This window comes from Agromyces cucurbitae, assembly GCF_058349945.1.
In genome coordinates, this window is the sequence record NZ_JBYRES010000002.1 from 263,240 (window position 1) to 288,410 (window position 25,171).

Annotated in this window: 18 protein-coding genes; 8 read left to right on the forward strand and 10 right to left on the reverse strand. The window is 72.7% G+C overall.

Features of this window, described 5'->3' with window-relative positions; translation table 11 throughout:
• Positions 1-46: 46 nt before the first annotated feature.
• Both AC3RJ6_RS08110 and AC3RJ6_RS08115 read right to left on the reverse strand, forming a co-directional pair.
• Positions 47-682: a PadR family transcriptional regulator gene (locus AC3RJ6_RS08110; protein WP_491426479.1), complete on the reverse strand. Its 636-nt coding sequence runs from the start codon at positions 680-682 to the stop codon at positions 47-49.
• A complete protein-coding gene (locus AC3RJ6_RS08115; protein WP_491426480.1) occupies positions 679-1,590 on the reverse strand; it encodes a DUF4097 family beta strand repeat-containing protein in 912 nt (303 codons plus the stop codon). The genes AC3RJ6_RS08110 and AC3RJ6_RS08115 overlap by 4 nt, the downstream gene beginning before the upstream one ends.
• A 219-nt stretch (positions 1,591-1,809) precedes the next feature.
• Between AC3RJ6_RS08115 and AC3RJ6_RS08120 the strand changes: the two genes are divergently transcribed.
• Positions 1,810-2,568 (forward strand): MerR family transcriptional regulator, encoded by a 759-nt coding sequence (locus tag AC3RJ6_RS08120; RefSeq protein WP_491426481.1) that lies wholly within the window; start codon positions 1,810-1,812, stop codon positions 2,566-2,568.
• Positions 2,569-2,618: 50 nt separating this feature from the next.
• On the opposite strand, the gene yczE is transcribed toward AC3RJ6_RS08120, so the two are convergent.
• Positions 2,619-3,266 carry a membrane protein YczE gene (gene yczE, locus AC3RJ6_RS08125; protein ID WP_491426482.1) on the reverse strand — a complete coding sequence of 216 codons (648 nt, stop codon included), beginning with the start codon at positions 3,264-3,266 and terminating at the stop codon, positions 2,619-2,621.
• A gap of 63 nt (positions 3,267-3,329) precedes the next feature.
• On the opposite strand from yczE, the gene yczR reads away from it, so the two are divergent.
• Positions 3,330-4,808 carry a MocR-like transcription factor YczR gene (gene yczR, locus AC3RJ6_RS08130; RefSeq protein WP_491426483.1) on the forward strand — a complete coding sequence of 493 codons (1,479 nt, stop codon included), beginning with the start codon at positions 3,330-3,332 and terminating at the stop codon, positions 4,806-4,808.
• 209 nt (positions 4,809-5,017) lie between these two features.
• Complete coding sequence (locus tag AC3RJ6_RS08135; protein ID WP_491426484.1) at positions 5,018-7,372, forward strand: esterase-like activity of phytase family protein; 2,355 nt, start codon at positions 5,018-5,020, stop codon at positions 7,370-7,372.
• A gap of 269 nt (positions 7,373-7,641) precedes the next feature.
• Here AC3RJ6_RS08135 and AC3RJ6_RS08140 read toward each other — a convergent pair whose 3' ends face one another.
• Positions 7,642-9,411 carry a beta strand repeat-containing protein gene (locus AC3RJ6_RS08140; protein ID WP_491426485.1) on the reverse strand — a complete coding sequence of 590 codons (1,770 nt, stop codon included), beginning with the start codon at positions 9,409-9,411 and terminating at the stop codon, positions 7,642-7,644.
• Positions 9,412-9,512: 101 nt separating this feature from the next.
• A complete protein-coding gene (locus tag AC3RJ6_RS08145; RefSeq protein ID WP_491426486.1) occupies positions 9,513-10,637 on the reverse strand; it encodes a hypothetical protein in 1,125 nt (374 codons plus the stop codon).
• Between the two features lie 143 nt (positions 10,638-10,780).
• Between AC3RJ6_RS08145 and AC3RJ6_RS08150 the strand changes: the two genes are divergently transcribed.
• The gene (locus AC3RJ6_RS08150) at positions 10,781-14,221 is read left to right on the forward strand and encodes an efflux RND transporter permease subunit (protein WP_491426487.1); all 3,441 of its coding nucleotides are present in this window, start codon (positions 10,781-10,783) and stop codon (positions 14,219-14,221) included.
• Between the two features lie 50 nt (positions 14,222-14,271).
• Here AC3RJ6_RS08150 and AC3RJ6_RS08155 read toward each other — a convergent pair whose 3' ends face one another.
• Complete coding sequence (locus tag AC3RJ6_RS08155; RefSeq protein WP_491426488.1) at positions 14,272-15,663, reverse strand: RNA polymerase sigma factor; 1,392 nt, start codon at positions 15,661-15,663, stop codon at positions 14,272-14,274.
• On the reverse strand, positions 15,656-16,090 hold the full coding sequence (locus AC3RJ6_RS08160; RefSeq protein WP_491426490.1) for a YciI family protein: 435 nt from the start codon (positions 16,088-16,090) through the stop codon (positions 15,656-15,658). Before AC3RJ6_RS08160 ends, AC3RJ6_RS08155 begins: the two co-directional genes overlap by 8 nt.
• A 201-nt stretch (positions 16,091-16,291) precedes the next feature.
• Here AC3RJ6_RS08160 and AC3RJ6_RS08165 point away from each other — a divergent pair, with 201 nt between their 5' ends.
• Positions 16,292-16,657 carry a heavy-metal-associated domain-containing protein gene (locus tag AC3RJ6_RS08165; RefSeq protein ID WP_491426491.1) on the forward strand — a complete coding sequence of 122 codons (366 nt, stop codon included), beginning with the start codon at positions 16,292-16,294 and terminating at the stop codon, positions 16,655-16,657.
• A gap of 185 nt (positions 16,658-16,842) precedes the next feature.
• Here the strand turns inward: AC3RJ6_RS08165 and AC3RJ6_RS08170 are convergent, their stop codons facing one another.
• Together AC3RJ6_RS08170 and fdhD are read right to left on the reverse strand one after the other, a co-directional pair.
• Positions 16,843-19,227 (reverse strand): FdhF/YdeP family oxidoreductase, encoded by a 2,385-nt coding sequence (locus AC3RJ6_RS08170; protein ID WP_491426492.1) that lies wholly within the window; start codon positions 19,225-19,227, stop codon positions 16,843-16,845.
• A 2-nt stretch (positions 19,228-19,229) separates the two neighbouring features.
• On the reverse strand, positions 19,230-20,174 hold the full coding sequence (fdhD, locus tag AC3RJ6_RS08175) for a formate dehydrogenase accessory sulfurtransferase FdhD (protein ID WP_491426493.1): 945 nt from the start codon (positions 20,172-20,174) through the stop codon (positions 19,230-19,232).
• A 138-nt stretch (positions 20,175-20,312) separates the two neighbouring features.
• On the opposite strand from fdhD, the gene mobA reads away from it, so the two are divergent.
• From mobA to AC3RJ6_RS08190, 3 genes are read left to right on the forward strand one after another with little or no spacing between them, the layout of a single operon-like run.
• Positions 20,313-20,948, forward strand: coding sequence for a molybdenum cofactor guanylyltransferase (gene mobA, locus AC3RJ6_RS08180; RefSeq protein WP_491426494.1), 636 nt, complete (start codon positions 20,313-20,315; stop codon positions 20,946-20,948).
• Positions 20,945-21,214: a DUF6457 domain-containing protein gene (locus tag AC3RJ6_RS08185; RefSeq protein ID WP_491426496.1), complete on the forward strand. Its 270-nt coding sequence runs from the start codon at positions 20,945-20,947 to the stop codon at positions 21,212-21,214. Before mobA ends, AC3RJ6_RS08185 begins: the two co-directional genes overlap by 4 nt.
• Positions 21,214-22,497: a molybdopterin molybdotransferase MoeA gene (locus AC3RJ6_RS08190; protein ID WP_491426497.1), complete on the forward strand. Its 1,284-nt coding sequence runs from the start codon at positions 21,214-21,216 to the stop codon at positions 22,495-22,497. The genes AC3RJ6_RS08185 and AC3RJ6_RS08190 overlap by 1 nt, the downstream gene beginning before the upstream one ends.
• A 207-nt stretch (positions 22,498-22,704) precedes the next feature.
• Here the strand turns inward: AC3RJ6_RS08190 and AC3RJ6_RS08195 are convergent, their stop codons facing one another.
• A complete protein-coding gene (locus tag AC3RJ6_RS08195; protein ID WP_491427148.1) occupies positions 22,705-24,843 on the reverse strand; it encodes a heavy metal translocating P-type ATPase in 2,139 nt (712 codons plus the stop codon).
• Positions 24,844-25,171 lie beyond the last annotated feature (328 nt).

A 25,171-nucleotide genomic window follows, 5' to 3' on the forward strand; every position in this document is an offset into this window, starting at 1 on the left:
CCGGCAACCGGTGCGCGGGTGGCCGGTGGCCGGTGGCCGGGCGCCCTCAGCGCTCGAGCGTCGCGAGCACGTCGGCCCGCACCTGCGCCAGGCGGGCCTTCAGCAGGGTGACGGTCTCGGGCGGCACGTGCGCGTCCTGCACCCGGGTGCGCAGGTCGGTGCGCACCTGGCGGCGGAACTCGTTGATCGCCAGCTCGGCCTCGTGCAGGGCTCGCCGCGACTCGACCTGGGCGTCGACCGTCGCCGCCCGTGCGCTCTCGGTGCTCGCCTTCGCGGCGTCCTTCGCCGAGCGCTTGGCGTCGCGCGCGGCGCTCGCGAGCTCGGCGCGCAGCGAGCGCATCGCGTCGTTGACCTCGGCGCGCACCCCGTCGGCGAGACGGCGGATCGAATCGGTCACCTCGTCCTCGATCGCGTCGAGCTCGGGGCGACGCGCCTCGAGCTCGGTGCGCCCGGCGTCGGTGATCTCGTAGACCGACTTGCGGCCGTCGCTCGTCTTGGTGACGAGCCCCTCCTCCTCGAGCTTCGCGAGGCGCGGGTAGATCGTGCCGGCGCTCGGCGAGTACGTGCCGCCGAAGCGGTCGGAGAGCGCCTGGATGAGCTCGTACCCGTGCCGGGGCCGTTCGTCGAGGAGCGCCAGCAGGTAGAGGCGCAGGCTGCCGTGCGCGAAGACCGGAGGAGTCACGCCGCGCCTCCGACCTCGTCGCGGGATGCCTCGGCCGAGGCATCCCCGTCGGAACCGGCGCCGGCCGCGGAATCGCCGGCCGTGCCGGAGGCGTTCCCGCTCGAGGGCTCGCGCCGCATGACCGAGATCGAGCCCGAGACGCTGTTCGCGCCGAAGTCGAGCCAGCGCCCGGCGAGCTCGCCCGTCACGCGCTCGAAGCCCTTGCCGAGCACGCCCTTCATGGTCACGTCGTCGATGAGCACGGTGCCGCCGACCGTGTTGACGCGGTAGCGGGCGCCGGCGCCCGCGTCGAAGCGCACGGTGAGGTCGCCCGAGACGGTGTTCGTGTCGATGCGGCTCGGGGTGCCGAACGCGTCGACGATCATGTCACCCGACACGGTGTCGGCGTTGAAGACGGTGATCGTGCCCGTCGCGATGACGTCGCCCGACACCGAGTGGGCGGTGACGCGCCCGGTGTGGTTGCCGACCGAGAGCTCGCCCGACACGCTCGAGAGCTCGAGGTCGCCGTCGTGGTCGTCGACGACGAGCTCGCCCGACACGGTGCTGAGCTTGGCGTCGCCGTCGAAGCCCGCGACGAGCGCGTCGCCCGAGACGACGCCGAGCTTCAGCACGACGTCGCGCGGCGCGAGGATCGACACCTCCGCCTTGGCGTTGTTGGCCCAGCCCTTGAACGCGTCGATGAAGTTGTCCCAGCGCAGCTGCGGGTGGTCGACCTCGAGGGCGTCGCCGTCGATCGTCACGAGCAGGTCCTTGCCGGTCACGCTCGAGACCTCGACGCGGGCGCCGGGCTCGTCGTGCGCGATGAGGTCGACCTTGCCGCCGATGAGGCTGACCTTGAGCTTGCGGACGAGTTCGAGATCGATGACCCGGGACTCGCCCGGGGTGATGACCCACTTCTCGATGGTCATGTCGTGCTCCTTCTGGTGCGGGCGGGATGCCGCGCGGCATCCGGCTCTGAAAATCATGGGTATCGCGATATATCGCGACTTACGAGCAACACGATATATCGCGTTTCCGAGAAATGCAATGCTCCGGGCTTGACCTTGACGTAACGTCAAGTTCTACCGTGGACACGTACCGGACACGGTGCACGACGAACAGGCCGGAACGCGGAAGGAGGATGCGACATGGACTGGTCGATCCAGGAGATCGCCAAGCTCGCCGGCACGACGAGCCGCACGCTGCGTCACTACGACGACATCGGGCTGCTCGCGCCGAGCCGGGTGGCCGGCAACGGCTACCGGCACTACGACGAGCGCGCGCTCGTGCGGCTGCAGCGCATCCTGCTGCTGCGCGAGCTCGGGCTCGGCCTGCCCGCGATCGCCGAGGTGCTCGAGGGCGATGCCGACGAGGCGCATGCCCTCGGAGCCCACCTCGCGTGGCTGCGGCAGGAGCAGGGCCGGCTCGCGCGGCAGATCGCGTCGGTCGAGAAGACCATCGAGGCATTGGAAGGAGGTGAACGACTCATGGCAGACGAGATGTTCGACGGCTTCGACCACACGCAGTACAAGGACGAGGTCGAGGAGCGCTGGGGCACGCAGGCCTACGCCGACGGCGACCGCTGGTGGCGCGGCCTCGGCGAGGCCGGGCAGCGCGAGTGGAAGGCCCGCGTCGCCGAGCTCAGCCGCGACTGGATCGCGGCGGCCGAGTCGGGCGTCGCGCCCGACGGCCCCGAGGGGCAGGCGCTCGCGAAGCGCCACGTCGAGTGGCTGACCGCCGTTCCGGGCACGCCCGCGGCGGCGCCGGGCGGCGACGTCAAGGCGTACGTCATCGGGCTCGGCGAGATGTACGTGGCCGACCCGCGCTTCGGCGCGAACTACGGCGGCCAGGCCGGAGCGGAGTTCGTGCGCGACGCGCTTCGCGCCTACGCCGAGCGCGAGCTCTAGCGGATTCGCTGCGGCCTCCGAGGTGTCCCGGCCTCGGAGGCCGCAGCCGTCTATTCCGCCGCGGCCGGAACGGGCGTCGCGGCGGTGCCCGTGCCGACGGCATCGGCGCGGGGCGGGCGCGCCCGCTCGGGCACCCGGAAGAACGGCAGCGTGAACCCGCAGAGCGGCCCGATCAGCAGGGCGAACGCGACGGTGCCGAAGCCCACGTCACCGCCGAGCACCCAGCCGACCGCGAGCACCGACACCTCGACGATGGTGCGGCCGACCCAGATCGGCCAGCCCGTGCGAGCGTGGAGGCCGGTCATGAGGCCGTCGCGCGGCCCCGGGCCGAACCGGCTGCCGATGTAGAGGCCGCTCGCGACCGCGAGCAGCAGCAGGCCGCCCGCGAACAGCAGGATCTGCTGCCACAGCTCTGGCGGGGTCTGGATGAGCCACAGCCCGAGCTCGATGCTCGGCCCGATGAGGAGGATGTTGAGCACGGTGCCGGCGCCGGGCTTCTGCCGGAGCGGAATCCAGAGCAGGAGCACGAGCGCGCCGATGATGTTCGTGAGCCAGCCGATGCCGATGCCGGTGAGGTTCGACAGCCCCTGCGCGAACACGGTCCACGGGTCGACGCCCAGCGCTGCGCGGATCAGCATCGCGTCGGCGATGCCGTAGAGCACGAGGCCGATGAGGAGTTGCGGGATGCGGCGAGCCATGTGATCCATCCAATTGCACGATTGGCCTTGGTTCAAATAGCCAATCCTCGTAAAGTGGCATTCATGTCGGATGCCACGCTGAGTGCCCGTGCCCTGCAGAACCTGCTCGGGGAGTGGCGGGCCGGCAGCCGCGGGGCCGCCTACCTCGCCCTCGCCGAGCGCGTGCGACTGCTCGTGCTCGACGGCCGGGTGAGCGTCGACACGCGGCTGCCCGCCGAGCGCGAGCTCGCCGAGCGACTCGGCGTGAGTCGCACGACGGTGACCGCCGCGTACCGGCACCTGCGCGAGCAGGGCTTCGTGCGCAGCATCCGCGGATCGGGGAGCGTGGCCCGCATTCCCGGAGCGCCGGCGGTGCTGCCCGTGCCGCCCGCACCCACCCACCTCGACCTGTCGAAGGCCGCGCCGCCGGCGCTGCCGTGGCTCGCCGACGTCGCCCGCGAGGCCGTCGACGAGCTGCCCGCCCACCTCGGCGACTCGGGGTTCGATCCGATCGGCATGCCGGCGCTGCGCCAGGCCATCGCCGACCGCTACGGCGCGCGCGGACTGCCGACCTCGCCCGACCAGATCATGGTGACGATCGGCGCGCAGCACGCGATCGCCCTGCTGTCGCGCGTGCTCGTCGGCCGGGGCGACCGGTCGGTGATCGAGGCGCCGACGTATCCGCACGCCTACGAGGCGCTGCAGCTCGCCGGGGCGAGGCTCGTGCCCGTGCCGGTCGCGCCGCACGACCCGCGAGTCGACGGCGGCGGCGCGTCGTTCGGTTCGGCCGGCGGCGGCGGCGACGTCGAGGCGCTCGAGCGCGCACTCGCCCGCACGAATCCGTCGACGGCCTACCTCATGCCCGACTTCCAGAACCCGACCGGCCGCAGCCTCGACGCAGAGGCGCGCACTCGCCTGCTCGACGTCGCCGCGCGGCAGGGCACGGTCGTGATCGCCGACGAGACCACGGCCGAGCTCGACATCGACCGCGACCACTCGCCCCTGCCGCTCGCCGCGTACGGGCCAGCGGGCACGGCCGTGCTCATCGGCTCGCTCGGCAAGACCGTGTGGGGCGGGGTGCGCATCGGCTGGATCCGCGCCGAGCCCGCGCTCATCCGCCGGGTGCTCGCGGCACGCCTGCCGGGCGACCTCGGCACGCCCATCCTCGAGCAGATCATGGCGACCCGGCTCATCGGCGGCATGGACGAGATCCTCGAACTCCGCCGCGCCGAGCTGCGCGCCGGCCGAGACCGGGTCGAGTCGCTCGTCGGCGAGCTGTTCCCCGACTGGTACGTACCCCACGTCGACGGCGGCATCGCGATCTGGATCGGACTCGGCGCGCCGATCAGCTCGCAGCTCGCACTCGCTGCCCGGGCGCAGGGGCTGCTCATCGCGGCCGGTCCGCGGTTCGGCATCGACGGGGCGTTCGAGCGGTTCCTGCGCCTGCCGATCTGCCAGCCGGTCGCCGAGACCGAGGCCGCCGTGCATGCACTGCGCCGCGCCTGGGAGTCGATGCCCGGCCTCGCGCCCGCCGACGCCGGGTTGCTGCCCGCGGTCGTCTGACCGCTCGTCGTGCGCTACTCAGGTGCGGAGATGTGTCGCACCCGGTCCTGCCGCATGCGCCGGGCCGACACGCCGCTCCGCTCCTGAATGACGCACGGGGCACCGGGGGTTCACCGGCCGGACACGAACGCGTCACCGGTGCGGCACCACGGCGACAGCCGTCGGCGGGAGTCTGGGCCCGACCTCGATCGTCGACCCCAGGAGCCCCCATGCCCGCCCGCCGCCCGCTCTCCCTCGCCGCGTTCGCCGTGGCATCCGTCATCGCCGGCTGCGCGCTCGCCGCGCCCGCCGTCGCGGCGCCGTTCGCGACCTCCGCCGACCGCACCGAGACTACGGGGCCGGCCTTCTCGCGCACCGCGACCTACCCGGTCTTCCAGAACGCCCCGGCCGGCGTCGACCCCGCCGCGGCGACCGTCGCCGAGATCTCGGCGGTCTCCGAGGACGGCCGTACGGTCGTCTCCACCGACGCGCTCGGCAAGCGCATCGGGTTCCTCGACATCACCGACCCCGAGCGGCCCGTCGGCACCGGCACCGTCGAGCTCGCGGAGCTCGGCCACGCCGACGACCAGCCCACCTCGGTCGCGATCGTCGGCGACCGCGTGCTCGTCGTGATCGACGAGACCGGAGGCGACTTCGCGAACCCGCGCGGCCGGCTCGACGTGCTCGACCTGAGCAGCCGCGAGCGGCTCGCCTCGATCGACCTGGGCGGCCAGCCCGACTCGATCGCGGTCTCGCCCGACCGCAAGACCGCCGCGATCGCGATCGAGAACCAGCGCGACGAGGAGCTCGAGGTCGACGGCGTCGAGGGCGGGCTGCCGCAGGCGCCCGGCGGCTTCGTGCAGACGGTGAAGCTCACGCCCGCCAAGCCCTCGAGCTGGAAGGCGCAGCCCGTGCGCTTCGACGACAAGTGGGCGACCGCCGCGTTCACTGCGGCGGCCGTCTACGCGCCGACCGACCCCGAGCCCGAGTACGTCGCGTTCTCGCCGTCGGGCGAGCTCGCCGTCACCCTGCAGGAGAACAACGCGGTCGCGCTCATCGACGTGAACAAGCGTCGGGTCACCGGCGCGTTCTCGGCCGGCACGGTGACCGCCTCGGGCTTCGACGTCAAGAAGGACAAGAAGATCGACGCGACCGGCTCGATCACCGACGTGCCGCGCGAGCCCGACTCGATCGCCTGGGTCGACGACCGTCACGTCGCGACCGCGAACGAGGGCGACCTGCGCGGCGGCACCCGCGGGTGGTCGGTGTTCGACGCGCGCACGGGCGACGTCGTGTGGGACGCGGGCGACTCGTTCGAGCAGCTCGCGATCTCGCGCGGCCTCTACAACGACGACCGCGCGGGCAAGAAGGGGCCCGAGCCCGAGGGGCTCGCGATCGCGACGATCGGCGGCACGCGGTACGCGTTCGTCGCGAGCGAGCGGTCGAACTTCGTCGCCGTCTACGACCTCGGCGACCCGGCCGCCCCGCGCTTCGTGCAGATGCTCTTCTCGACGAACGGCCCGGAGGGCATTCTGCCGGTGCCGTCGCGCGACCTGCTCGTCGTCTCGAGCGAGACCGACGACGCCTCGGTCTCGGTGCGCGCAAGCGTCAACGTGTACCGCTTCGGCGACGAGGCGGCCGCGCAGCCGTCGATCGTGAGCGGCGACGACGCGAACGGGCGCGCGATCGGCTGGCTCGCCCTCGGCGCGCTGTCGGCGAAGCCGGGTGACGCCTCGGCGATCTACGCGGCGAGCGACAACGCGCTCAACCCGTCGACGATCTTCACCGTGGATGTCACGGCCGAACCCGCGCGCATCACCGACCGGCTCGTCGTGACGAAGGGGGGCGCCCCGCAGGCGCTCGACGTCGAAGGTGTGTTCGCCCGCCCGCAGGGCGGGTTCTGGCTCGCGAACGAGGGCGCGACGGGTGCCGCGAACTCGCTCGTGCGCACCGACGCGTCGGGTGCGATCGTCGAGACGGTCGCGCTGCCCGCCGACATCGCCGCGCACGTCGGCAAGTGGGGCTTCGAGGGCGTCACCGCGACCACCGACGCCGCCGGCGCCGAGATCGTCTGGGCGGCGTTGCAGCGCCCGCTGTGGACCGACCCCGCCGCGGCGACCGGACCGATCGACGGCGACGGCGTGACGCGCATCGGCCGGTACGACACGGCAACGAAGTCGTGGACGTGGTTCGGCTACCGCCTCGAGCAGACCTCGGCCGCCGGCGACTGGCTCGGCCTGTCGGAGATCACGGCCGTCGACGGCGACACGCTCGCCGTCATCGAGCGCGACAAGCTCAACGGCCCGGCCGCGGCGGTCAAGCGCGTCTCCACCGTCGAGGTCGGCGGTGTCACCGGCGTCACCGGCATCGGCGCGCCGGGCGCGCTGCCGGTGCTCGAGAAGTCGCTCGCCGTCGACGTGCTGCCTGCGCTGCGTGCCGGCAACGGCTGGACCCAGGAGAAGCTCGAGGGCCTCACGATCGGCGCGGACGGCGAGATCTACGCCGTCACCGACAACGACGGCCTGAAGGATGCCACGGGCGAGACCGTGTTCCTCCGGCTGGGCGCGGCGGCCGACGTGTTCTGACGTCGTTCGACGCACGGCCGACGGCGGCCCGGGCCTCACGGCTCGGGCCGCCGTCGTCTCATCGATTTCCCCCGATGATTTCCCTTCGTGCATCCATGAGGGGTGCGGGGCGGCGTGCGCAGCGAACACACGCCGCCCCGCCCCTGCCGCGCCATGGACGAGCGCGACCGGGCCGTGCCGCACGGGTCTGCGGCACGGAGTCGAACGACCGGCACGACCCGCTGGGCCGGTCGGCCCCGGCGCCGGCAGGGCGGCGCCGGGATGACCCGTCAGCGGCGCAGTGCCACCCGCGCCGTCGTGGAGCCCCGCAGCGTGAACCGGCGGAACGCGACGAGCACGAGGCCGGCCACGAGCGCGAGCGCGGCGAGGCCGAGGCCCGACACGTCGGCACCCGTCGAGGCGAGCTGCCCGTCCGAGCCCTCCGCGGCGATCACGGCGTCACCGCCCTGTGCGACGGACGAGCCGTTCGAACCGTCGTCGGAACCGCCGCCGTTCGAGCCGTCACCGGGGTCGGTGGGGTTCGTCGGGTCGGTCGGGTCCGTCGGGTCCGTCGGGTCCGTCGGGTCCGTCGGGTCGGTCGGGTCCGTCGGGTCCGTCGGGTCCGTCGGATCGGTCGGGTCCGTCGGGTCGGTCGGGTCCGTCGGGTCCGTGGGATCCGTCGGGTCGACGATGGTCGTCGAACCGTCGGTCTCGCTGTCACCGATCACCGAGATCGCGTTGCCGCCGATCGTGATGGGAAGCGACAGGCCGGGCAGCAGCTGTGTTCCCCCGAGCAGGCTGCCGTCACCGCCCGTCGTGGCCGAACCGCCCCCGGTTCCCGGCAGCACGATCGTCTCGGCGTCGGTCGACGTCGAGTCGCCGATGCCCGAGATCGCGTTGCCGCCGATCGTGATGGGCAGACCGAGCTCGGGCAGCAGCTGCGTGCCGCCGAGGATCGAGTCGTCGCCCGACGTCGACGCGTCGCCCGCGCCCGATCCGCCCGACACGACCGCGGTGGTCGCGTCGTCGCTCGTCGAGTCGCCGATGCCCGAGATCGCGTTGCCGCCGATCGTGATGGGCAGGTCGAGCCCGCCGACCACCTGCGTGCCGCCGAGGATCGAGTCGTCGCCCGACGTGCTCGCCTGGCCGCCGTCGGCGCCGACCCCGCCCGAGGCGACCTCGGTCACGGCGTCGGTCGACGACGAGTCGCCGATCACCGAGATCGCGTTGCCGCCGATCGTGATGGGCAGACCGAGCTCGGGCAGCAGCTGCGTGCCGCCGAGGATCGAGTCGTCGCCCGACGTCGACGCGTCGGCATCGCCGGCGCCCGCGCCCCCCGTCACGACCGCGGTGGTCGCGTCGGTCGACGACGAGTCGCCGATGACCGAGACGGCGTTGCCGCCGATCGTGATGGGCACGTCGATGTCGCCGAGGATCTGGGTGCCGCCGAGCAGGCTGTCGTCGCCCGACGTCACCGCCTCGCCCGAGCCGGCACCGGAGCCCGCGACCTCGGTCGCGACCTCGGTGGTCGCGTCCTCCGACGACGAGTCGCCGATGACCGAGATGGCGTTGCCGCCCACGGTCACGGGGATGTCGACGTCGACGAGACCCTGGGTGCCGCCCAGCAGCGAGTCGTCCCCGCTGGTCTCCGCCGCCCCCGCGTCGCCCGAGCCCGCATCGGTCGCGACCTCGGTGGTCGCGTCCTCCGACGACGAGTCGCCGATGACCGAGATGGCGTTGCCGCCCACGGTCACCGGGATGTCGACGTCGATGAGTGCCTGGCTGCCCGAGCCGATGCCGTCGTCACCCGACGTGACGGCGACGGGCTCGGCGTCGGCCGTCGCGACCTCGGTGGTGGCATCCGACGACGAGGAGTCGCCGATGAGCGAGATCCCGTTGCCGCTGATCGTGACGGGCAGGTCGATCGAGATCCCGGCCTGGGTTCCCGAGGCGATCCCGTCGTCGCCGCTCGTCTCCGCATGGGCGACGCCGGCCCCGAGGAGCGTGAGCCCCCCGGCGAAGAGGGTCGCATACAGCGCCCTCAGCGCAATTCTCTTCATGATCCAGTCCTCCTGACTGATGGGTGTGTTCGCTCCCGGGCAGGGAGCGATGACCGTGTCCGCGGAGGCACGCAGGCGCGTGCGAGCGGACCGATCCCCGGTCAGTCAGGGGTGGAGTCGGTGTCGTACACCGGCGACGACGGCAGCTCGTCGTCGACCGAGTTGAGTGCGAGCGACGCGAGCGCGTCGAGTTCGAGGGCCGCGAAGGCCGTGTCGGCGGCGTTCGCGGCGCCGCCCGTGCCACTTCCGGACGCACCCGAACCGGAGCCGGCGCCACCGGAACCACCGGCGGGCGGGGCGACCGCGGGCGCGTGGCCGCCGGGCGGGGCTCCGCCGTCTGCGGGGAGCACGGCCCCTGCGCCGATGCCGATCGCCTCGCCGTGCCAGGCGGAACCGCCCGGGCCGGAGGCGACGTCGGCACCCGGCGCGATTGCCGGTGCGGGGACCCCGGGCGCGACCGGCGCCACGGGGACGACGGGAAGACCGGGCTGCTCACCGCCGGGAACCCCGGGGTCGACGCCCGGAGTGCCGGGGTCGACCGAACCGCCGTCGCCCGGAAGCACGGGGATCGAGGGGATACCGGGAAGCACCCCGCTGCCGTCGGTCGGCAGATCGCCGGGCGTGCCGACGACCGTGCCGAGCGTGTCGTCGACGGCGCCGACCACCGGGTCGACGATGCCGCCGACGGTGTCGTCACCGAGCACGCCGCCCACGATCGGCAGCGATCCGACGATGCCGTCGACCGCTCCGGTCACGGGGGTCGTGATCGCTCCGACCGTGTCGCCGCCGGCGATGCCGGAGACCGTGCCGGTCACGTCGTTGACGACGGTGCCGACGGTGCCGTTTCCGGCGCTGACCACGTCATTCGTCGTGTCCGTCACGGTGTCGACGACCGTCGGCACGACCGCTTCGACCACGTCTCCGACGGGCTCGGGCGCAACCTCGACGACGGGTTCGACGAGCTGGTTCACCGGCTCGGTCACCGTGTCGACGACGTCGCCGAGCGTGTCGCCGACCGCGCCCGTCGCACCGGTCACGCCACCGACGAGCGAGGTCACGCCGCCGAGCAGTCCGCTCGGCTCGGTCTCTTCGGCGGAGGCGCTCGATGCGCTCGAGAAGAGCGAGAAAGCGAGCCAGATCGCGGTGAATGCGGCAGCCAGGAGGCCATAACGAAAAAGCGCAGCGCGGAGCCACGGCACCTGCCGCTCGGCAACCGCTGTGGCCATGGCCCACCACCTCACGTCGAGCGCCACCTTACCGAGGGAGCCATGACCCCGACCACCCCCGTTCAGGGGACAAATGGACATTCGTCACCTCGAATTCGACACCCGGTGACATCGGCCGGTCACCCTGCTGCGAGAATCGAGCAATGCACCTGCTCGCCGCGCTCAGCATGAAGAACCGCGCCCTCATCGCGCTCGTCACGATCGTGGTCGCGATCTTCGGCGGCATCTCGCTCACGAGCCTCGAGCAGGAGCTCGCGCCCTCGATCGAGTTTCCGCAGTTGTCGATCGTCACCAGCTATCCGGGCGCTTCGCCCGACGTCGTCAACAACGACGTCTCGACGCCGATCGAGACCGCGATCCAGGGCATCACCGGCCTCGAGTCGACCTCGACGACGAGCTCGACCGGGCTCAGCCGCGTCACCGCGAGCTTCACCTACGGCACCGACCTCGCGTTCGCCGAGCAGAAGCTGCTGTCGGCGGTCAACCGCATCCAGAACCAGCTGCCCGACGATGTCGACCCGCAGGTCATCGCCCTCTCGCTCGACGACTTCCCGGTGCTGCAGATCGCCGTGACCGGCGCCGACGACGTGAGCGCGCTCTCCGACGAGATCGAGCGCACGACGCTCGGCGAGATCACCGACGTCGACGGCGTGCGCGACGCGACCCTCGTCGGCGAGATCGGCCAGCGGGTCACGATCACGCCCGACCCCGCGAAGCTCGCGACCTACGGCATCTCGCAGCAGGCGATCCGCGACGCGCTCGCGCAGAACGGCCTGCTCGTGCCGGCCGGCACGATCACCGAGGGCGACTCGACGTTCGCCGTGCAGACCGGCACGCGCATCGGCAGCGTCGACGAGATCGCGGCGCTGCCCGTGCTCGGCGCGACCGAGGTGCAGGTGCCCGAGGACTCGGAGTTCCCGACCGAGGGCGGCACCGGCCTCCCGACCGAGGGCGACCAGGCGCTCGGCGACGCGGGCGACGCCGCCGTCGTCGTGCGCGTGCCCGCCTCGGTGACGATCGAGGATGTCGCGACCGTCGAGCTCACCGACAACCCGGTGACGAGCATCTCGCGCGTGAACGGCGAGCCCGCCCTCACCATCTCGGTCACGAAGCTGCCCGCCGCGAACACCGTCGAGGTCTCGAACGCCGTGACGGCGCTGCTGCCCGACCTCGAGGCGTCGCTCGACACGACGAACCCGGGCGCGACCTTCACCGTCGTCTTCGACCAGGCGCCCTACATCGAGCAGTCCATCGAGTCGCTCGCGACCGAGGGCCTGCTCGGCCTCGCGTTCGCGGTGATCATCATCCTGATCTTCCTGATGTCGGTGCGCGCGACGCTCGTCACGGCGATCTCGATCCCGACCTCGGTGCTCATCACCTTCATCGGACTGCAGGTCGCCGACTACACGCTCAACATCCTCACCCTGGGCGCCCTGACGATCGCGATCGGGCGTGTCGTCGACGACTCGATCGTCGTCATCGAGAACATCAAGCGGCACCTCGTGGAAGGCGTCGACAAGGCCTCGACGATCGTGCGCGCCGTGCGCGAGGTCGCCGGCGCGATCACGGCGTCGACCATCACGACGGTCGCCGTCTTCCTGCCGATCGCGCTCGTCGAGGGTGTGACGGGCGAGCTGTTCCGGCCGTTCTCGCTGACCGTGACCATCGCTCTCCTGGCGTCGCTGCTCGTCTCGCTCACCATCGTGCCGGTGCTCGCATACTGGTTCCTGAAGCCCGCGAAGCTGCACAAGCCCGCGAAGGCCGACGAGACCCCGGCCGAACTGGCCGCCGACGAGACCGAGCTCGAGGCGGAGGAGGCCGCCGCCGCGTTCGTCGACGACGTCTGGCTCGCCCCCGAGTTGCGCGACGAGAGCGGCGCGACCGGGCTGCCCGTGTCGCGCCCGGCCGGCGCGACGGCGACCGCGGTCGCCGGCCCCGAGGCATCCCCGTCGGTGGCGCATCCCGTCATCGACGAGCTCGAGCACCCGTCGCGCCTGCAGCGCGGCTACCTGCCGATCATCTCGTGGACCCTCAAGCACGGCGTCGTGACGATCATCGTGGCGATCCTCGTGCTCGCGGGCACCGTCGCGATGACGCCGCTCATGAAGACGAACTTCCTCGGCTCGTCGGGGCAGAACACGTTCCGCGTGTCGCAGGAGCTGCCGGTCGGCACGAGCCTCGACGCGCTCGACGCCGCCTCGAAGCCGGTCGAGGAGGTGCTGCGCGAGACCGAGGGCGTCGAGACCGTGCAGACCTCGATCGGCACCGGTTCGAACCCGCTCGCCGCGGCCTTCGGCGGAGGCGGCGCGACCGTCACCTACTCGGTCACGACCGACGATTCGGCCGACCAGGACGCCCTGCAGGCCGGCGTGCGCGACGAGCTCGACGGGCTCGACCCCGACGAGGTCGGCGAGGTCTCGCTCGCCGCGTCGAGCGGCTTCGGCGCCTCGAACGACATCGAGGTCGACATCACGGCGTCGAACGCCGAAGACCTCGAGACCGCGACCGACGCGGTGCTCGACGAGCTCGACGGCGTCGAGTCGGTGTCGCAGGTCACGTCGAACCTGTCGGAGTCGCGTCCGTACGTGGCGGTCGAGGTGAACCGCGACGATGCCGCGGCCGCGGGCTACTCCGAGGTCGCGCTCGGCGGCCTGGTCTCGGCGGCCATGCAGCCGCAGAGCGCCGGATCGGTCGTGATCGACGAGAAGACGCTCACGATCTATCTCGCGAGCGAGAACCCGCCCGTGACGGTCGAGGAGCTCTCGGCGCTCGAGGTGCCGACCCCGGCCGGCGTCGTGCGCCTCGACACGCTCGCGACCGTCGAGCAGGTCGACGGCCCCGCGTCGGTCACGACCGTGCAGGGCCTGCGCAGCGCGACCGTGTCGGCGACGCCCGCGGGCGACGACCTGGGCACCGCCTCGGGCGCGGTGCAGACGGCCGTGAACACGGTCGACCTGCCCGAGGGCACGACCGCGTCGCTCGGCGGCGTGACGGCCGACCAGCAGGAGTCGTTCTCGCAGCTCGGACTCGCGCTGCTCGCGGCGATCCTCATCGTCTACATCGTGATGGTCGCGACGTTCCGCTCGCTGCTGCAGCCGCTGCTGCTGCTCGTCTCGGTGCCGTTCGCGGCGACCGGCGCGATCGCGCTGCAGGTCATCACCGGTGTTCCGCTCGGCGTCGCGTCGCTCGTCGGCGTGCTCATGCTCGTGGGCATCGTCGTGACGAATGCGATCGTGCTCGTCGACCTCGTCAACCAGTACCGCGACCGCGGCATGCACGTGCGCGACGCGCTCATGCACGGCGCATCCCGCCGTCTGCGCCCGATCCTCATGACGGCGCTCGCGACGATCTTCGCGCTGCTGCCGATGGCGCTCGGCATCACGGGCCACGGCGGGTTCATCTCGCAGCCCCTCGCCATCGTCGTGATCGGCGGCCTGCTGTCTTCGACGCTGCTGACGCTCGTCGTGCTGCCCGTGCTCTACGACCTCGTCGAGGGCGGACGCGAGCGGCGCCGGGCGAAGAAGGCGGCGAAGGCGGCGGGTGCAGGCGCAGCGCCCGAATCCTCCGTCGAGACCACCGCCTGATCGAGCTCGGCGGACGGCTGGACTCGATACGCGTCCTCCTCCGTCGGGCGCTATTCGACCGGCGGAGCGGGGTCGCCGAGCTCGGCGATGCGCGCGAGCAGCGCCTCGCGCTCGCGTTCGTTGCCCGTGAGCCGGGCGGCCGTCTCGAGCTCGCCGCGCGCCTCGCCCGTGCGTCCGAGCCGGGCGAGCAGTTCGCCGCGCACGGCGGGCAGCGGCGGGTAGCCGGCCAGCCTGCCGTTCGCGACGAGCTCGTCGACGACCCGCAGCGCCGACGCCGGACCCGTCGCCATCGCGATCGCCGCGGCGCGGTTGAGGTCGACCACGGGGGAGGGGGCGATGCGCCCGAGCGCCTCGTAGAGCACCACGATCTGCGCCCAGTCGGTCTCGTCGGCGGAGGGCGCGACCGCGTGGCATCCGGCGATCGCGGCCTGGAGGCCGTAGGCGGCCCGACCGCGTCCGAGCCGGTCGGCCCGCTCGAGCGCCGCCCGCCCGCGCGCGATCTGCGCGCGGTCCCAGCGCGAACGGTCCTGCTTGTCGAGCGGGATCGCGCTGCCGTCGCGCGCGGTGCGCGCCGGGAACCGTGCGGCCGTGAACTCCATGAGCGCGACGAGCGAGTGCGCCTCGGGTTCGCGGGGCATGAGCCCGGCGACGATGCGCGCGAGCCGCAGGGCCTCGGCCGAGACGTCGGGCCGCAGCCATTCCTCGCCCGACGCGGGCAGGTAGCCCTCGTTGAAGATGAGGTAGAGCACGTGCAGCACCGAGGCGAGCCGCTCGGGGTACTCGTTCGGCTCGGGGACCGCGAAGGGCACGTTCGCCGCGGCGAGCGTCTTCTTCGCGCGCACGATGCGCTGCTGCACGGTCGCGGTCGGCACGAGGAACGCGCGCGCGATCTCCTCGCTCGAGAGGCCGCCGACGATGCGCAGCGTCAGGGCGATCTGCGCCTCGCGTGAGAGCACGGGGTGGCACGAGACGAACACGAGCCGCAGCACGTCGTCGTCGATCGTGTCGGGGTCCCAGAACTGGTCGGATGCCTCGCCGCCCTGCTGCTCGAGGTCGCGGGCCATCGCGGCGTAGCGTTCGTCGAGCCGTTCGCGCCGGCGCCAGCCGTCGATCGCACGGCGCTTCGCCACCGCGGTCAGCCAGGCGCCGGGGTTGCGGGGCACGCCCTCGTCGGGCCACTGCTTCAGGGCCTCGACGAGTGCCTCCTGCGCCAGGTCCTCGGCCTGGCCGACGTCACCCGTGAACCGGGCGAGGGTCGCGACGATGCGGGCCGACTCGATGCGCCAGACGGCCGCGATCTCGCGCCGGGCGCGTTCGGCGCCGGATCCGGCGCCGGAGTCCGACCCGGTGCCCGCGCCGGAATGCCGGGCCCGGTCGGCGTCGGCGTTCGCCGAGCCAGCCGAGCCCGAGGCATCCGTCTCGCTCATGATGCGGTCACGCACCCGCCGTGCCCAGGCGGCCCTCAGCCTCGGCGCGCCAGCCGGCCTCCTTCTGGATCCACTCGTTGTCCTGCGGGAAGTCCTCGAGCTCGGTGACACGACGCACCTCGAGCTTCGCGCCCGGGCCGAGCGGGCAGCGCTTGGCCCATTCGGCCGCCTCTTCGGGGCTCGACGCCTGGATGATCCAGAAGCCGTTGAACAGCTCCTTCGTCTCGCCGTAGGGGCCGTCGGTCACGACGGGCGGGGTCGAGTCGAAGTCGACGACGAAGCCCTCCTTCGCGTCGGTCAGGCCCTCGCCGGCGAGCAGCACGCCCGCCTTGATGAGCGATTCGTTGTAGGCGCCCATCGCAGCGATGACCTCGTTGAAGTCGAGCTGCTCGTAGGCCTCGACGGCGGCGTCGTTCGATCGCATGATCAGCATGTACTTCACGGTGTTCTCCTTGTTCGGATCGGTGTCGAGGAATGGCCGAAGTGCCCGCCTCAACCATGCGTCGAACAGGCGGGGCGCCGGATCGACATCACGACGGAAATTCTTCGAGATTCTTCGTTCATCGTGGCAGAGCGGGGGCCGCGCTTGCAGGGTAATACCCCACGGGGGTATAGTTCTGCAGACGAGGGAAGGATGACCGACATGACCCACAGCCACGCCGCCACCACCGTGCCCGAGGGCGCCACCGAGCTCCAGCTGACCGACGAGGCATCGATGGATGCCTCGTGTTCGTGCTGCGCGATCCCCGATGCGTCGAGCACCTCGACCGCGGCCGTCGAGCTCGACGGGCTCGTGAGCGCCGAGTACGCGGTCGCCGGCATGACATGCGGCAACTGCGTCAGCCACGTCAGCGCCGAGCTCAACGGACTCGAGGGGGTCGAGGCGGTCGAGGTCGCGCTCGTCGCGGGCGGCGTCTCGACCGTGACCGTGCGCAGCACCGCACCGCTCACCGACGCCGCGGTCGCCGCCGCCGTCGAGGAGGCCGGCTACGAGGTCGTCGCGCGCTGAGCCGCGCGCTCGCGCGTTGCGCTCGCGCGTTGCGCTCGCGCCCGACTCGTTGCGGGGGTGCTTTTCCGTCAGAAACGGGCCCATTCGAGGGTCGAAATGGCGGAAAAGCACCCCCTAAGCGTTTCTTGGGCGGGCGCGCGAGCGCGGGAGCGCGGGAACGGGAGCGCGCGCGAGCGAGCGGCCGCTCAGCCGGCGACCGGCTCGAGGCGCACGATGACGGCCTTCGACACCGGGGTGTTGCTGCCGTCGGCCGCGCTCTCGAGCGGCACGAGCACGTTGGCCTCGGGGTAGTAGGCCGCCGCGCATCCCCTCGCCGTCGGGTAGGCGACCAGGCGCTGGCCGGGCAGCACCCGATCGGGCTGGCCGGGCCACTCGCTCACGACGTCGACCCGCTGTCCGTCGGCGAGGCCGAGTTCGGCGAGGTCGTCGGGGTGCACGAACACGACGTCGCGGCCCTTCTTGATGCCGCGGTACCGGTCGTTGAGGCTGTAGATCGTCGTGTTGAACTGGTCGTGCGAGCGCAGCGTCTGCAGAATGAGCCGCCCCGCCGGGCGCTCGAGGTGCTCGAGCTCGTTGACCGTGATCTGCGCCTTGCCGCTCGGGGTGTCGAAGCGACGCACGCGCGGCGAGATCGGCAGTTCGAAGCCGTTCTTGCGCCGCACGTCGTCGTTGTAGTGCTCGAACCCGGGCACGACCCGTGAGATGCGCTCGCGGATGAGGTCGTAGTCGCGCTCGAAGTCGGACCAGGGGATCGAAGCGACGGCGGGGTCTCGATACGCGCTTCGCGCTACTCGACCGGCCGCGTCGGGGGTCTCGAGACGCTCCTGCGTCGCTCCTCGACCATCGGATTCGGCGACCGCGCCGAACGTCGCCTCGGCCATGCGGCAGACGACCGCGACCTCCGAGAGCAGTCCCGGCGCGACCGGCGGGATCGCCCCGTGGCTGCCGTGCACCGAGCACACCGTGTCCTCGACCGAGACGAACTGGGGCACCCCGCCCTGCAGGTCGATCTCGGTGCGGCCGAGCACGGGCAGGATGAGTGCCTCCTCGCCCGTGACGACGTGCGAGCGGTTGAGCTTCGTCGACACCTGCACGGTGAGCTTCGCCTTGCGCATCGCCTGCTCCGAGGCATCCGTGTCGGAGATGGCGGCGACGAAGTTGCCGGCCATGGCGATGAAAATGTCGATCTCGCCGTCGCGCAGGCCCTGCACGGTCTTGATCGCGTCGCGGCCGTGCGCGCGCGGCACCGGGAAGCCGAACTCGGCCTCGAGCGCGGCGAGGAACCGCTCGGGCATCTGCTCCCAGATGCCCATCGTGCGGTCGCCCTGCACGTTGCTGTGTCCGCGGATCGGCGCCGCGCCCGCTCCGGGCTTGCCCATGTTGCCGCGCAGCAGCAGGAGGTTCACGATCTCCTTGATCGTGTCGACCGACTTCTTCTGCTGTGTGAGGCCCATCGCCCAGGTGACGATGACGCGGTCGGCGGCGAGGTACGCGTCGGCGAGCTCGTCGATCTCCTGCGAGGTGATGCCCGTCGCGAGAAGCACCTCGGCCTCGTCGAGCTCGGCGAGGTGCGCGCGGAACGCGTCGAGCCCCTCGGTGTGCGCCGCGAGGAACTCGTGGTCGAGCACGGTGCCGGGCGCGGCGTCCTCGGCGTCGAGCACGCGCTTCGAGACCGCCTGCAGCAGTGCCATGTCGCCGCCCGACCGGATCTGGATGAACTGGTCGGCGATCTTCGTGCCGCGGCCGACGACGCCGCGCGGGCGCTGCGGGTTCTTGTAACGGATGAGCCCCGCCTCGGGCAGCACGTTGACCGCGACGATGCGCCCGCCGCGCCGCTTCTGGTCTTCGAGGGCGCCGAGCATGCGCGGGTGGTTGGTGCCCGGGTTCTGCCCCATCACGATGATGAGGTCGGCCTGCTCGAAGTCGTCGTAGACGACGGTCGCCTTGCCGACGCCGATCGAGGCGGTGAGGGCGGTGCCGGATGACTCGTGGCACATGTTCGAGCAGTCGGGCAGGTTGTTCGTGCCGAGTGCGCGCACGAACAGCTGGTAGAGGAACGCGGCCTCGTTCGACACCCGCCCGCTCGTGTAGAAGGCGGCCCGGTCGGGGCTCGGCAGGGCGCGCAGGCGCTCGCCGATGAGCGCGAACGCCGCGTCCCACGAGACCGGCTCGTAGTGGTCGGAGCCGGCGGGCTTGTAGACCGGCTCGACGAGCCGACCCTGCTGCCCGAGCCAGTACTCGCTCTTGTCGAGCAGCGACGTGAGCGAGTGCTCGGCCCAGAACTCGGTCGGCACGGTGACGGGCGTCGCCTCCCACGTGACGGCCTTCATGCCGTTCTCGCAGAACTCGAGCGTGTGCCGGTGCTTCGACGGGTCGGCCCACGCGCAGCTCATGCAGTCGAAGCCGCCGTCCTGGTTGATGGCGAGCGACAGCTTCGCGGTGCGGCCGACGCCCATGTCGCCGAGCGCGGGAACCATGGCGTGCACGATCGCGGGCACGCCGACGGCCCAGTCCTCCTTGTGCTCGATCTCGAGGTCGGGGTAGGGGTCGGTCGTCGGCTGGTCGTCCATGGTCACCTCGGGTGGGCGGTCGCGGGTCGGCGGGTGGGATGCGCGTCGGCCGCGTGGCGGGCGGGCGATGCGGGGCGGGATGCCTCGGCCGCGGCATCCCGGTCTGACGAGTCGGATGCCGCGACCAGCCGGTCGGCGCGCGAGTAGGCGACGAGCGACGGGTCGCGCACGAAGCCGAGCAGGGTGAGGCCGGCCTCGTTCGCGAGCTCGACCGCGAGCGACGACGGTGCCGACACCGCCGAGAGCACCGGGATGCCGGCCATCGACGCCTTCTGCACGAGCTCGAAGCTCGCCCGGCCCGACACCTGCAGCACCGTGCCGCGCAGCGGCAGCAGGCCCTCGCGGGCGGCCCAGCCGACGACCTTGTCGACGGCGTTGTGCCGGCCGACGTCTTCGCGCACGACGAGCAGTTCGCCCGTGCGCCCGTCGAACAGGGCGGCGGCGTGCAGGCCGCCCGTCTTGTCGAAGACGTCCTGCGCGGCGCGCAGCCGGCCGGGCAGGGCGACGAGCAGGGCGGGGTCGAGGCGCACGGGGTCGTCGTCGACCGTGAACGCCGACCGGGTGCGCACGGCGTCGATGCTCGCCTTGCCGCACACGCCGCACGCGCTCGTCATGAGCAGGTCGCGGTGCACCGAGGCCCGCGGCGGGGCGACGCCCGCGGCGAGGGTCACGTCGAGCACGTTGTAGGTGTTGGCGCCGTCGGCGCCCGCGCAGTGGATGGCGCCCGAGACGTCGTCGCCGCGAACGACGACGCCCTCGGAGACGAGGTAGCCGATCGCGAGGTCGACGTCGTGGCCGGGCGTGCGCATCGTGACGGCGAGCGGCGCGCCGCCGACGCGGATCTCGAGCGGCTCCTCGACGGCGAGCAGGTCGTCGCGGCGACTGGCCCGCGTCGGCTCGCCGACGGTGACGCGTACGATCCGCTTCCTCGTGGTGATCCTGCCCATCCCTCCTTGGTAGCAGCATCGGTCGCGTGCGCAAAGCGCCGTGCGTCCGCCGATTCAGATGCCCGGCATCGCCGATCGAGATGCCGTCGTCGTCCGGATGCCTCGTCGCGCGCCCGCCCGGCTGCCTAGCATGAACGCATGGTCGAGTTCGGCGCCGTGGTGCTCATGGGCGGCCGCGCCTCGAGGCTCGGCGGCATCGTCAAGGGCGACCTCGTGGTCGACGGGCGCACGCTGCTCGAACGGGCGGTCGACGCGGCGGTCGGGCCCCGCTCGTCTCCGCCCGCGCGCGAGGTCGTCGTCGTCGGCGAGCCCGGGCGATCGCGCCTGCCCGACATGGTGCGGGTCGTGCGCGAGGATCCGCCGTTCGGCGGTCCGGCCGCGGCTGTCGCGGCGGGCGTCGCCGCCCTGACCGCGGATGCCGCTGCGGTGCTGCTGCTCGCGGGCGACCTGCCGTTCGCGGCCGATGCGGTGGCGGGGCTCGTCGCGGCGTTCGAGGCGAGCGACGCCGACTCGCCTTCGAGCGCCGTCGACGGCGTGCGTGCGGTCGATGCGGCCGGCCGTGCCCAGCACCTGCTCTGCATCGTGCGGCGCGACGCGCTCGAACGGGCGATCGCCGAGCTCGCGGTGCGCGGGCCGCTCGACGGCGCATCGATGCGGGCGCTCCTCGCGCCGCTGCGATTCACCGATCTCCCGGTGCCGAACGCTGCCACGATGGACGTGGACACCTGGGCCGACGCGCACGCCGTCGGCGCGACCCGAGGGGAGACCCCATGACCGCGAACGACGACGACCTCGACCGTACGCTCGAGGAGTGGGCCGATCGGGTGCGCGCCGAGCTCGGCATGCCCGACGCGCCGCTCGACGTGAACGCCGTGCTCGGCGTCGCCGGGGTCGCGGCGCATGCGATCGTGCGGCCGGCCGCCCCGGTCACGACGTATCTCGCGGGCTACGCCGCGGGCCTCGCGGCCGCGAGGGGCGACGACCCCGAGGCTGCGGCGCGCGACGCGCTCGAACGCGTGCGCCGGCTCGCCTCCTCGTGATGGTGGGGGAGCGGAGCGGGCAGGCGGGCAGCCCCGCCGGGGTGGCCGGCGCGAACCACGCGCGCAGCGAGCGCGAGGTACCGGGTGCCGCGGGCTCGGCACGGTCGAGCCGGCTCGACCTTGAGACCGCGCGATCGCGCGCCGCGGATGCGGCTTCGGCCGCGGCTCCACTCGTCGACGAGGTCCCGCTGCACGCTGCGCTCGGGCGCGTGCTCGTGGGCGACCTCGTCTCGCCGATCCCGTTGCCGCACTACACGTCGTCGGCGATGGACGGCTGGGCCGTGCGCGGTGCGGAGCCGTGGCGGCTCGTCGAGCGCGATGCCCACGGTTCCTCCGGCGCGGCCCGCACGAAACTCGAGGACGGCGAGGCCGTCGTCATCGTGACCGGCGGACTCGTACCCGACGGCGCCGACGCCGTGCTGCGATCGGAGGCCGGTCGCGTCGCCGGGGGCCTGCTCGAGGCGGTCGGCGACGTCGGGCGCGAGGATGTCGCGGGCCGACGCCACCTCCGGCTCGCCGGCGCCGAAGCGGGCGAAGGCGAGATCGTGCTGGCCGACGGCGTCGTGCTGACGCCCCCGCGCATCGCGCTCGCGGCGGCGACCGGCGCCGACCGGCTGTGCGTGCGACGACGGCCGAGGGCGTCGCTCGTGCTGACGGGCGACGAGGTCGTCGAATCGGGGGTCCCCGCGCCCGGTCGCGTACGCGACAGCTTCAGCGCGACGCTGCCGGCGATCCTCGCCGCGCTCGGCGCCCAGGTGGTCGGCGTGCACCGCGTGAGCGACGACGTCGAGGCGACCGAGGCGGCGCTCAGGGCCGACTCCGCCGATCTCGTCGTCACGACCGGCGGCACGGGCGGATCGGGCGTCGACTTCGTGCGAGCCGCCGTCGACCGGCGCGGCGCCGAGTGGCTCGTGTCGTCGGTCGCGATCCGGCCCGGCGGGCCCACGTTCCTCGCGCGCTCCGTCGACCGCCTGATTCTGGGCCTGCCCGGAAATCCACTCGCGGCGATGCTCGGGCTTCTCGCCGTCGGCGGGCCTCTCCTCGCCGGAATGAGCGGACGCGCAGAGGCGCTCGCCGAGGTCGTCGCCGGCGCCTCGATCGACGGCGTCGCAGGGGCGACCCGTCTCGTGCCCGTCGTGATCCGCGACGGCCGGGCCGAGCCGGCCGTCCACCTCGGCACGGGCATGATGCGCGGGCTCGCCGACGCCGACGCGATCGCCGTCGTGCCGTCGGGCGGCGTCGCCGCCGAGGCATCCGCCCTCGCTCTTCGCCTGCCCTGGTGACGGCGGTCTGCCGCCGGAGCGGCGACTCGCGCGTGCACTCCGTCGGCAGAAGCGGCCGGCATGCCGTGGGGACGGGCCGACACGCCGGGCTCGTACGATGCGGCGCCGACGGAAGGTACGGCCGAGCACCCGCCGGGACGCGACCGACCCGCCGCCCGAGGAGTCGGACGGCGGGTCGGAGTCGGACGCGCGGCGGGGCGCGGCCGCTCAGCGCGTGCGCTCGAGCACCGCTCGCGTGGAGGCCTCGGGCCGCAGGTCGAGGCGGCGCAGCAGCTGCGCGTTCGCCGCGACGATGACCGTCGAGAGGCTCATCAGGATCGCGCCGACCGACATCGGCATGACGAACCCGATCGGGGCCAGGATGCCCGCCGCGAGCGGCACCGACACGAGGTTGTAGCCGGCGGCCCACCAGAGGTTCTGGCTCATCTTGCGGTAGCTCGCCCGCGACAGCTCGATGACCGAGAGCACCGAACGCGGGTCGCTCGACGCGAGGATCACCCCGGCCGACGCGATCGCGACGTCGGTGCCGGCGCCGATCGCGATGCCGACGTCGGCCTGGGCGAGCGCCGGCGCGTCGTTCACGCCGTCGCCGACCATCGCGACGCTGAGGCCCTCGCGCTGGAGCTCCTGCACCTTGGCGGCCTTGTCCTCGGGGCGCACCCCCGCGTAGACCCGGTCGATGCCGAGCGAGGCTGCGACCGTGCGGGCGACGGGCTCGGCGTCGCCCGTGATCATCACGACCTGCACGCCGAGCGCGTGCAGCGCCTCGACCGCCTCGCGCGACTCGGGCCGGATCTCGTCGGCCAGCGCGATGGCTCCGGCCACTCGCCCGTCGACGAGCACGTGCAGCACGGTCGCGCCCGCCTCGGCCCACGGCACGGATGCCTCGAGCACGTCGTGGCCCTCCTGCCGCAGCATCCCGGGGCCGCCGACCTGCACCGTGCGCCCGCCGACGTTCGCGCGGACGCCGATCGCGGCCGACGCCTCGAACCCGGTCGCCGTGCGGACGTGGAGGCCGCGGCGCGAGGCCTCGGCGACGATCGCCTTCGCGAGGGGGTGCTCGGAGTCGGACTCGGCGGAGGCCGCGTCGGCGAGCACGGCGTCGAGGTCGAAGCCGGGTGCCGCCGCGGCATCGGTGACGGCGGGCTCGCCCTTCGTGAGGGTGCCCGTCTTGTCGAAGAGCACCGCGCCGACCGTGCGCATCGTCTCGAGGGCGAGGCGGTCGGTCACGAGCACGCCGCCGCGGGCCGCGCGCTCGGTCGCGATCTGCACGACGAGCGGGATCGCGAGGCCGAGGGCGTGCGGGCAGGCGATCACGAGCACCGTGATGGTGCGCACGACGGCGTCGTCGGGGTCGCCGAGCAGTGTCCAGGCGATCGCGGTGATCACGGCGGCGCCGAGCGCGAACCAGAACAGCCAGCCCGCGGCCCGGTCCGCGAGTCGCTGCGCGTGCGAGGTCGAGGCCTGGGCCTGTGCGACGAGCCGCTGGATGCCCGCGAGGGCGGTGTCGTCGCCGACCGCGCCGACCCGCACGCGGATCGCGGTGTCGGTCGCGACCGTGCCCGCGACGACGTGATCGCCCGGGCCGCGGCTCACGGTGGCCGACTCGCCCGTGATCATCGACTCGTCGATCGCGGCGGTGCCGTCGACGACCTCGCCGTCGGCCGGCACGCGGCCGCCGGGGCGCACGATCACGAGGTCGCCGACCTGCAGCTCACTCGGGGCGACCCGCTCGATCTCGCCGGATGCCTCGCCGTCCTCGATCACGCGCTCGGCCTCGTCGGGCAGCAGGGCGGCCAGGGCGTCGAGCGCGCTCGAGGCCTGCATGATCGAGCGCATCTCGATCCAGTGGCCGAGCAACATGATCACGATGAGGAGCGCGAGCTCCCACCAGAAGTCGAGGTGGTGGCTCACGAGGCCGAACGTCGCCGCGAGGCTCGCGAAGTACGCGACCGTGATCGCGAGGCCGATCAGCAGCATCATGCCGGGCTTGCGGGCCTTCAGCTCGGACCAGGCGCCGGTGAGGAACGGCTTGCCGCCCCAGAAGTAGAGAACCGTGCCGAGGATCGGGGAGATCCAGGGGATGATCGGGTTGTCGGGCAGCGAGTAGCCGAGGATCGACGCGAACATCGGGCTGAACGCGATCGTCGGGATCGCGATGACGAGCATGATCCAGAACAGGCGGCGGAACTGGCCGACGTGGTCGCCGTGGCCCCCGCCGTGGCCCGCGTGGCCCGACAGGTCGTGGCCGGCGTGCAGGTCGTGACCGGCGTGGTCGGCGTGCGCGTCGTGCGTCGCCTCGGTGTTCGCGCCGTGACCGGCGTGCAGGTCGTGACCGGCGTGCATCTCGTGGTCCGCCGTGGTGGCATGACCGGCGTGCGCGGCGTGCTGCGAGTGGTCGTGGCCCGCGTGCAGGTCGTGGCCGGCGTGCGGGTCGTGACCGGCGTGCGGGTCGTGACCGGCGTGCGGGTCGTGACCGGCGTGCGGGTCGTGTTCGGTGTGCGTCTCGTTCTGGCCGGCGCCCATCGCGTCCTCCTGTGATCGTCCCCTCAGATTAATACCCCTAGGGGGTATCTGCAAGAGGGAACCGCGACTCCATCCCCACTATTCCGCATCGACGCGCATCAGCGCTCGGCGAACACGATGGACCAGGCGGCCGCACCTCTGCTCGAAT

Excerpts from the sequence above, each read along its gene's own strand:
- AC3RJ6_RS08140 (WP_491426485.1), bottom strand. The coding sequence starts at position 9,411 with ATGAAGAGAATTGCGCTGAGGGCGCTGTATGCGACCCTCTTCGCCGGG.
- AC3RJ6_RS08170 (WP_491426492.1), bottom strand. The coding sequence starts at position 19,227 with ATGGACGACCAGCCGACGACCGACCCCTACCCCGACCTCGAGATCGAG.
- AC3RJ6_RS08185 (WP_491426496.1), top strand. The coding sequence starts at position 20,945 with ATGACCGCGAACGACGACGACCTCGACCGTACGCTCGAGGAGTGGGCC.
- AC3RJ6_RS08150 (WP_491426487.1), top strand. The coding sequence starts at position 10,781 with ATGCACCTGCTCGCCGCGCTCAGCATGAAGAACCGCGCCCTCATCGCG.
- yczE (WP_491426482.1), bottom strand. The coding sequence starts at position 3,266 with ATGGCTCGCCGCATCCCGCAACTCCTCATCGGCCTCGTGCTCTACGGC.
- AC3RJ6_RS08145 (WP_491426486.1), bottom strand. The coding sequence starts at position 10,637 with ATGGCCACAGCGGTTGCCGAGCGGCAGGTGCCGTGGCTCCGCGCTGCG.
- AC3RJ6_RS08120 (WP_491426481.1), top strand. The coding sequence starts at position 1,810 with ATGGACTGGTCGATCCAGGAGATCGCCAAGCTCGCCGGCACGACGAGC.
- yczR (WP_491426483.1), top strand. The coding sequence starts at position 3,330 with ATGTCGGATGCCACGCTGAGTGCCCGTGCCCTGCAGAACCTGCTCGGG.
- mobA (WP_491426494.1), top strand. The coding sequence starts at position 20,313 with ATGGTCGAGTTCGGCGCCGTGGTGCTCATGGGCGGCCGCGCCTCGAGG.
- AC3RJ6_RS08165 (WP_491426491.1), top strand. The coding sequence starts at position 16,292 with ATGACCCACAGCCACGCCGCCACCACCGTGCCCGAGGGCGCCACCGAG.
- AC3RJ6_RS08115 (WP_491426480.1), bottom strand. The coding sequence starts at position 1,590 with ATGACCATCGAGAAGTGGGTCATCACCCCGGGCGAGTCCCGGGTCATC.
- AC3RJ6_RS08135 (WP_491426484.1), top strand. The coding sequence starts at position 5,018 with ATGCCCGCCCGCCGCCCGCTCTCCCTCGCCGCGTTCGCCGTGGCATCC.
- AC3RJ6_RS08195 (WP_491427148.1), bottom strand. The coding sequence starts at position 24,843 with ATGCACGCCGGTCACGACCTGCACGCCGGTCACGGCGCGAACACCGAG.
- fdhD (WP_491426493.1), bottom strand. The coding sequence starts at position 20,174 with ATGGGCAGGATCACCACGAGGAAGCGGATCGTACGCGTCACCGTCGGC.
- AC3RJ6_RS08190 (WP_491426497.1), top strand. The coding sequence starts at position 21,214 with ATGGTGGGGGAGCGGAGCGGGCAGGCGGGCAGCCCCGCCGGGGTGGCC.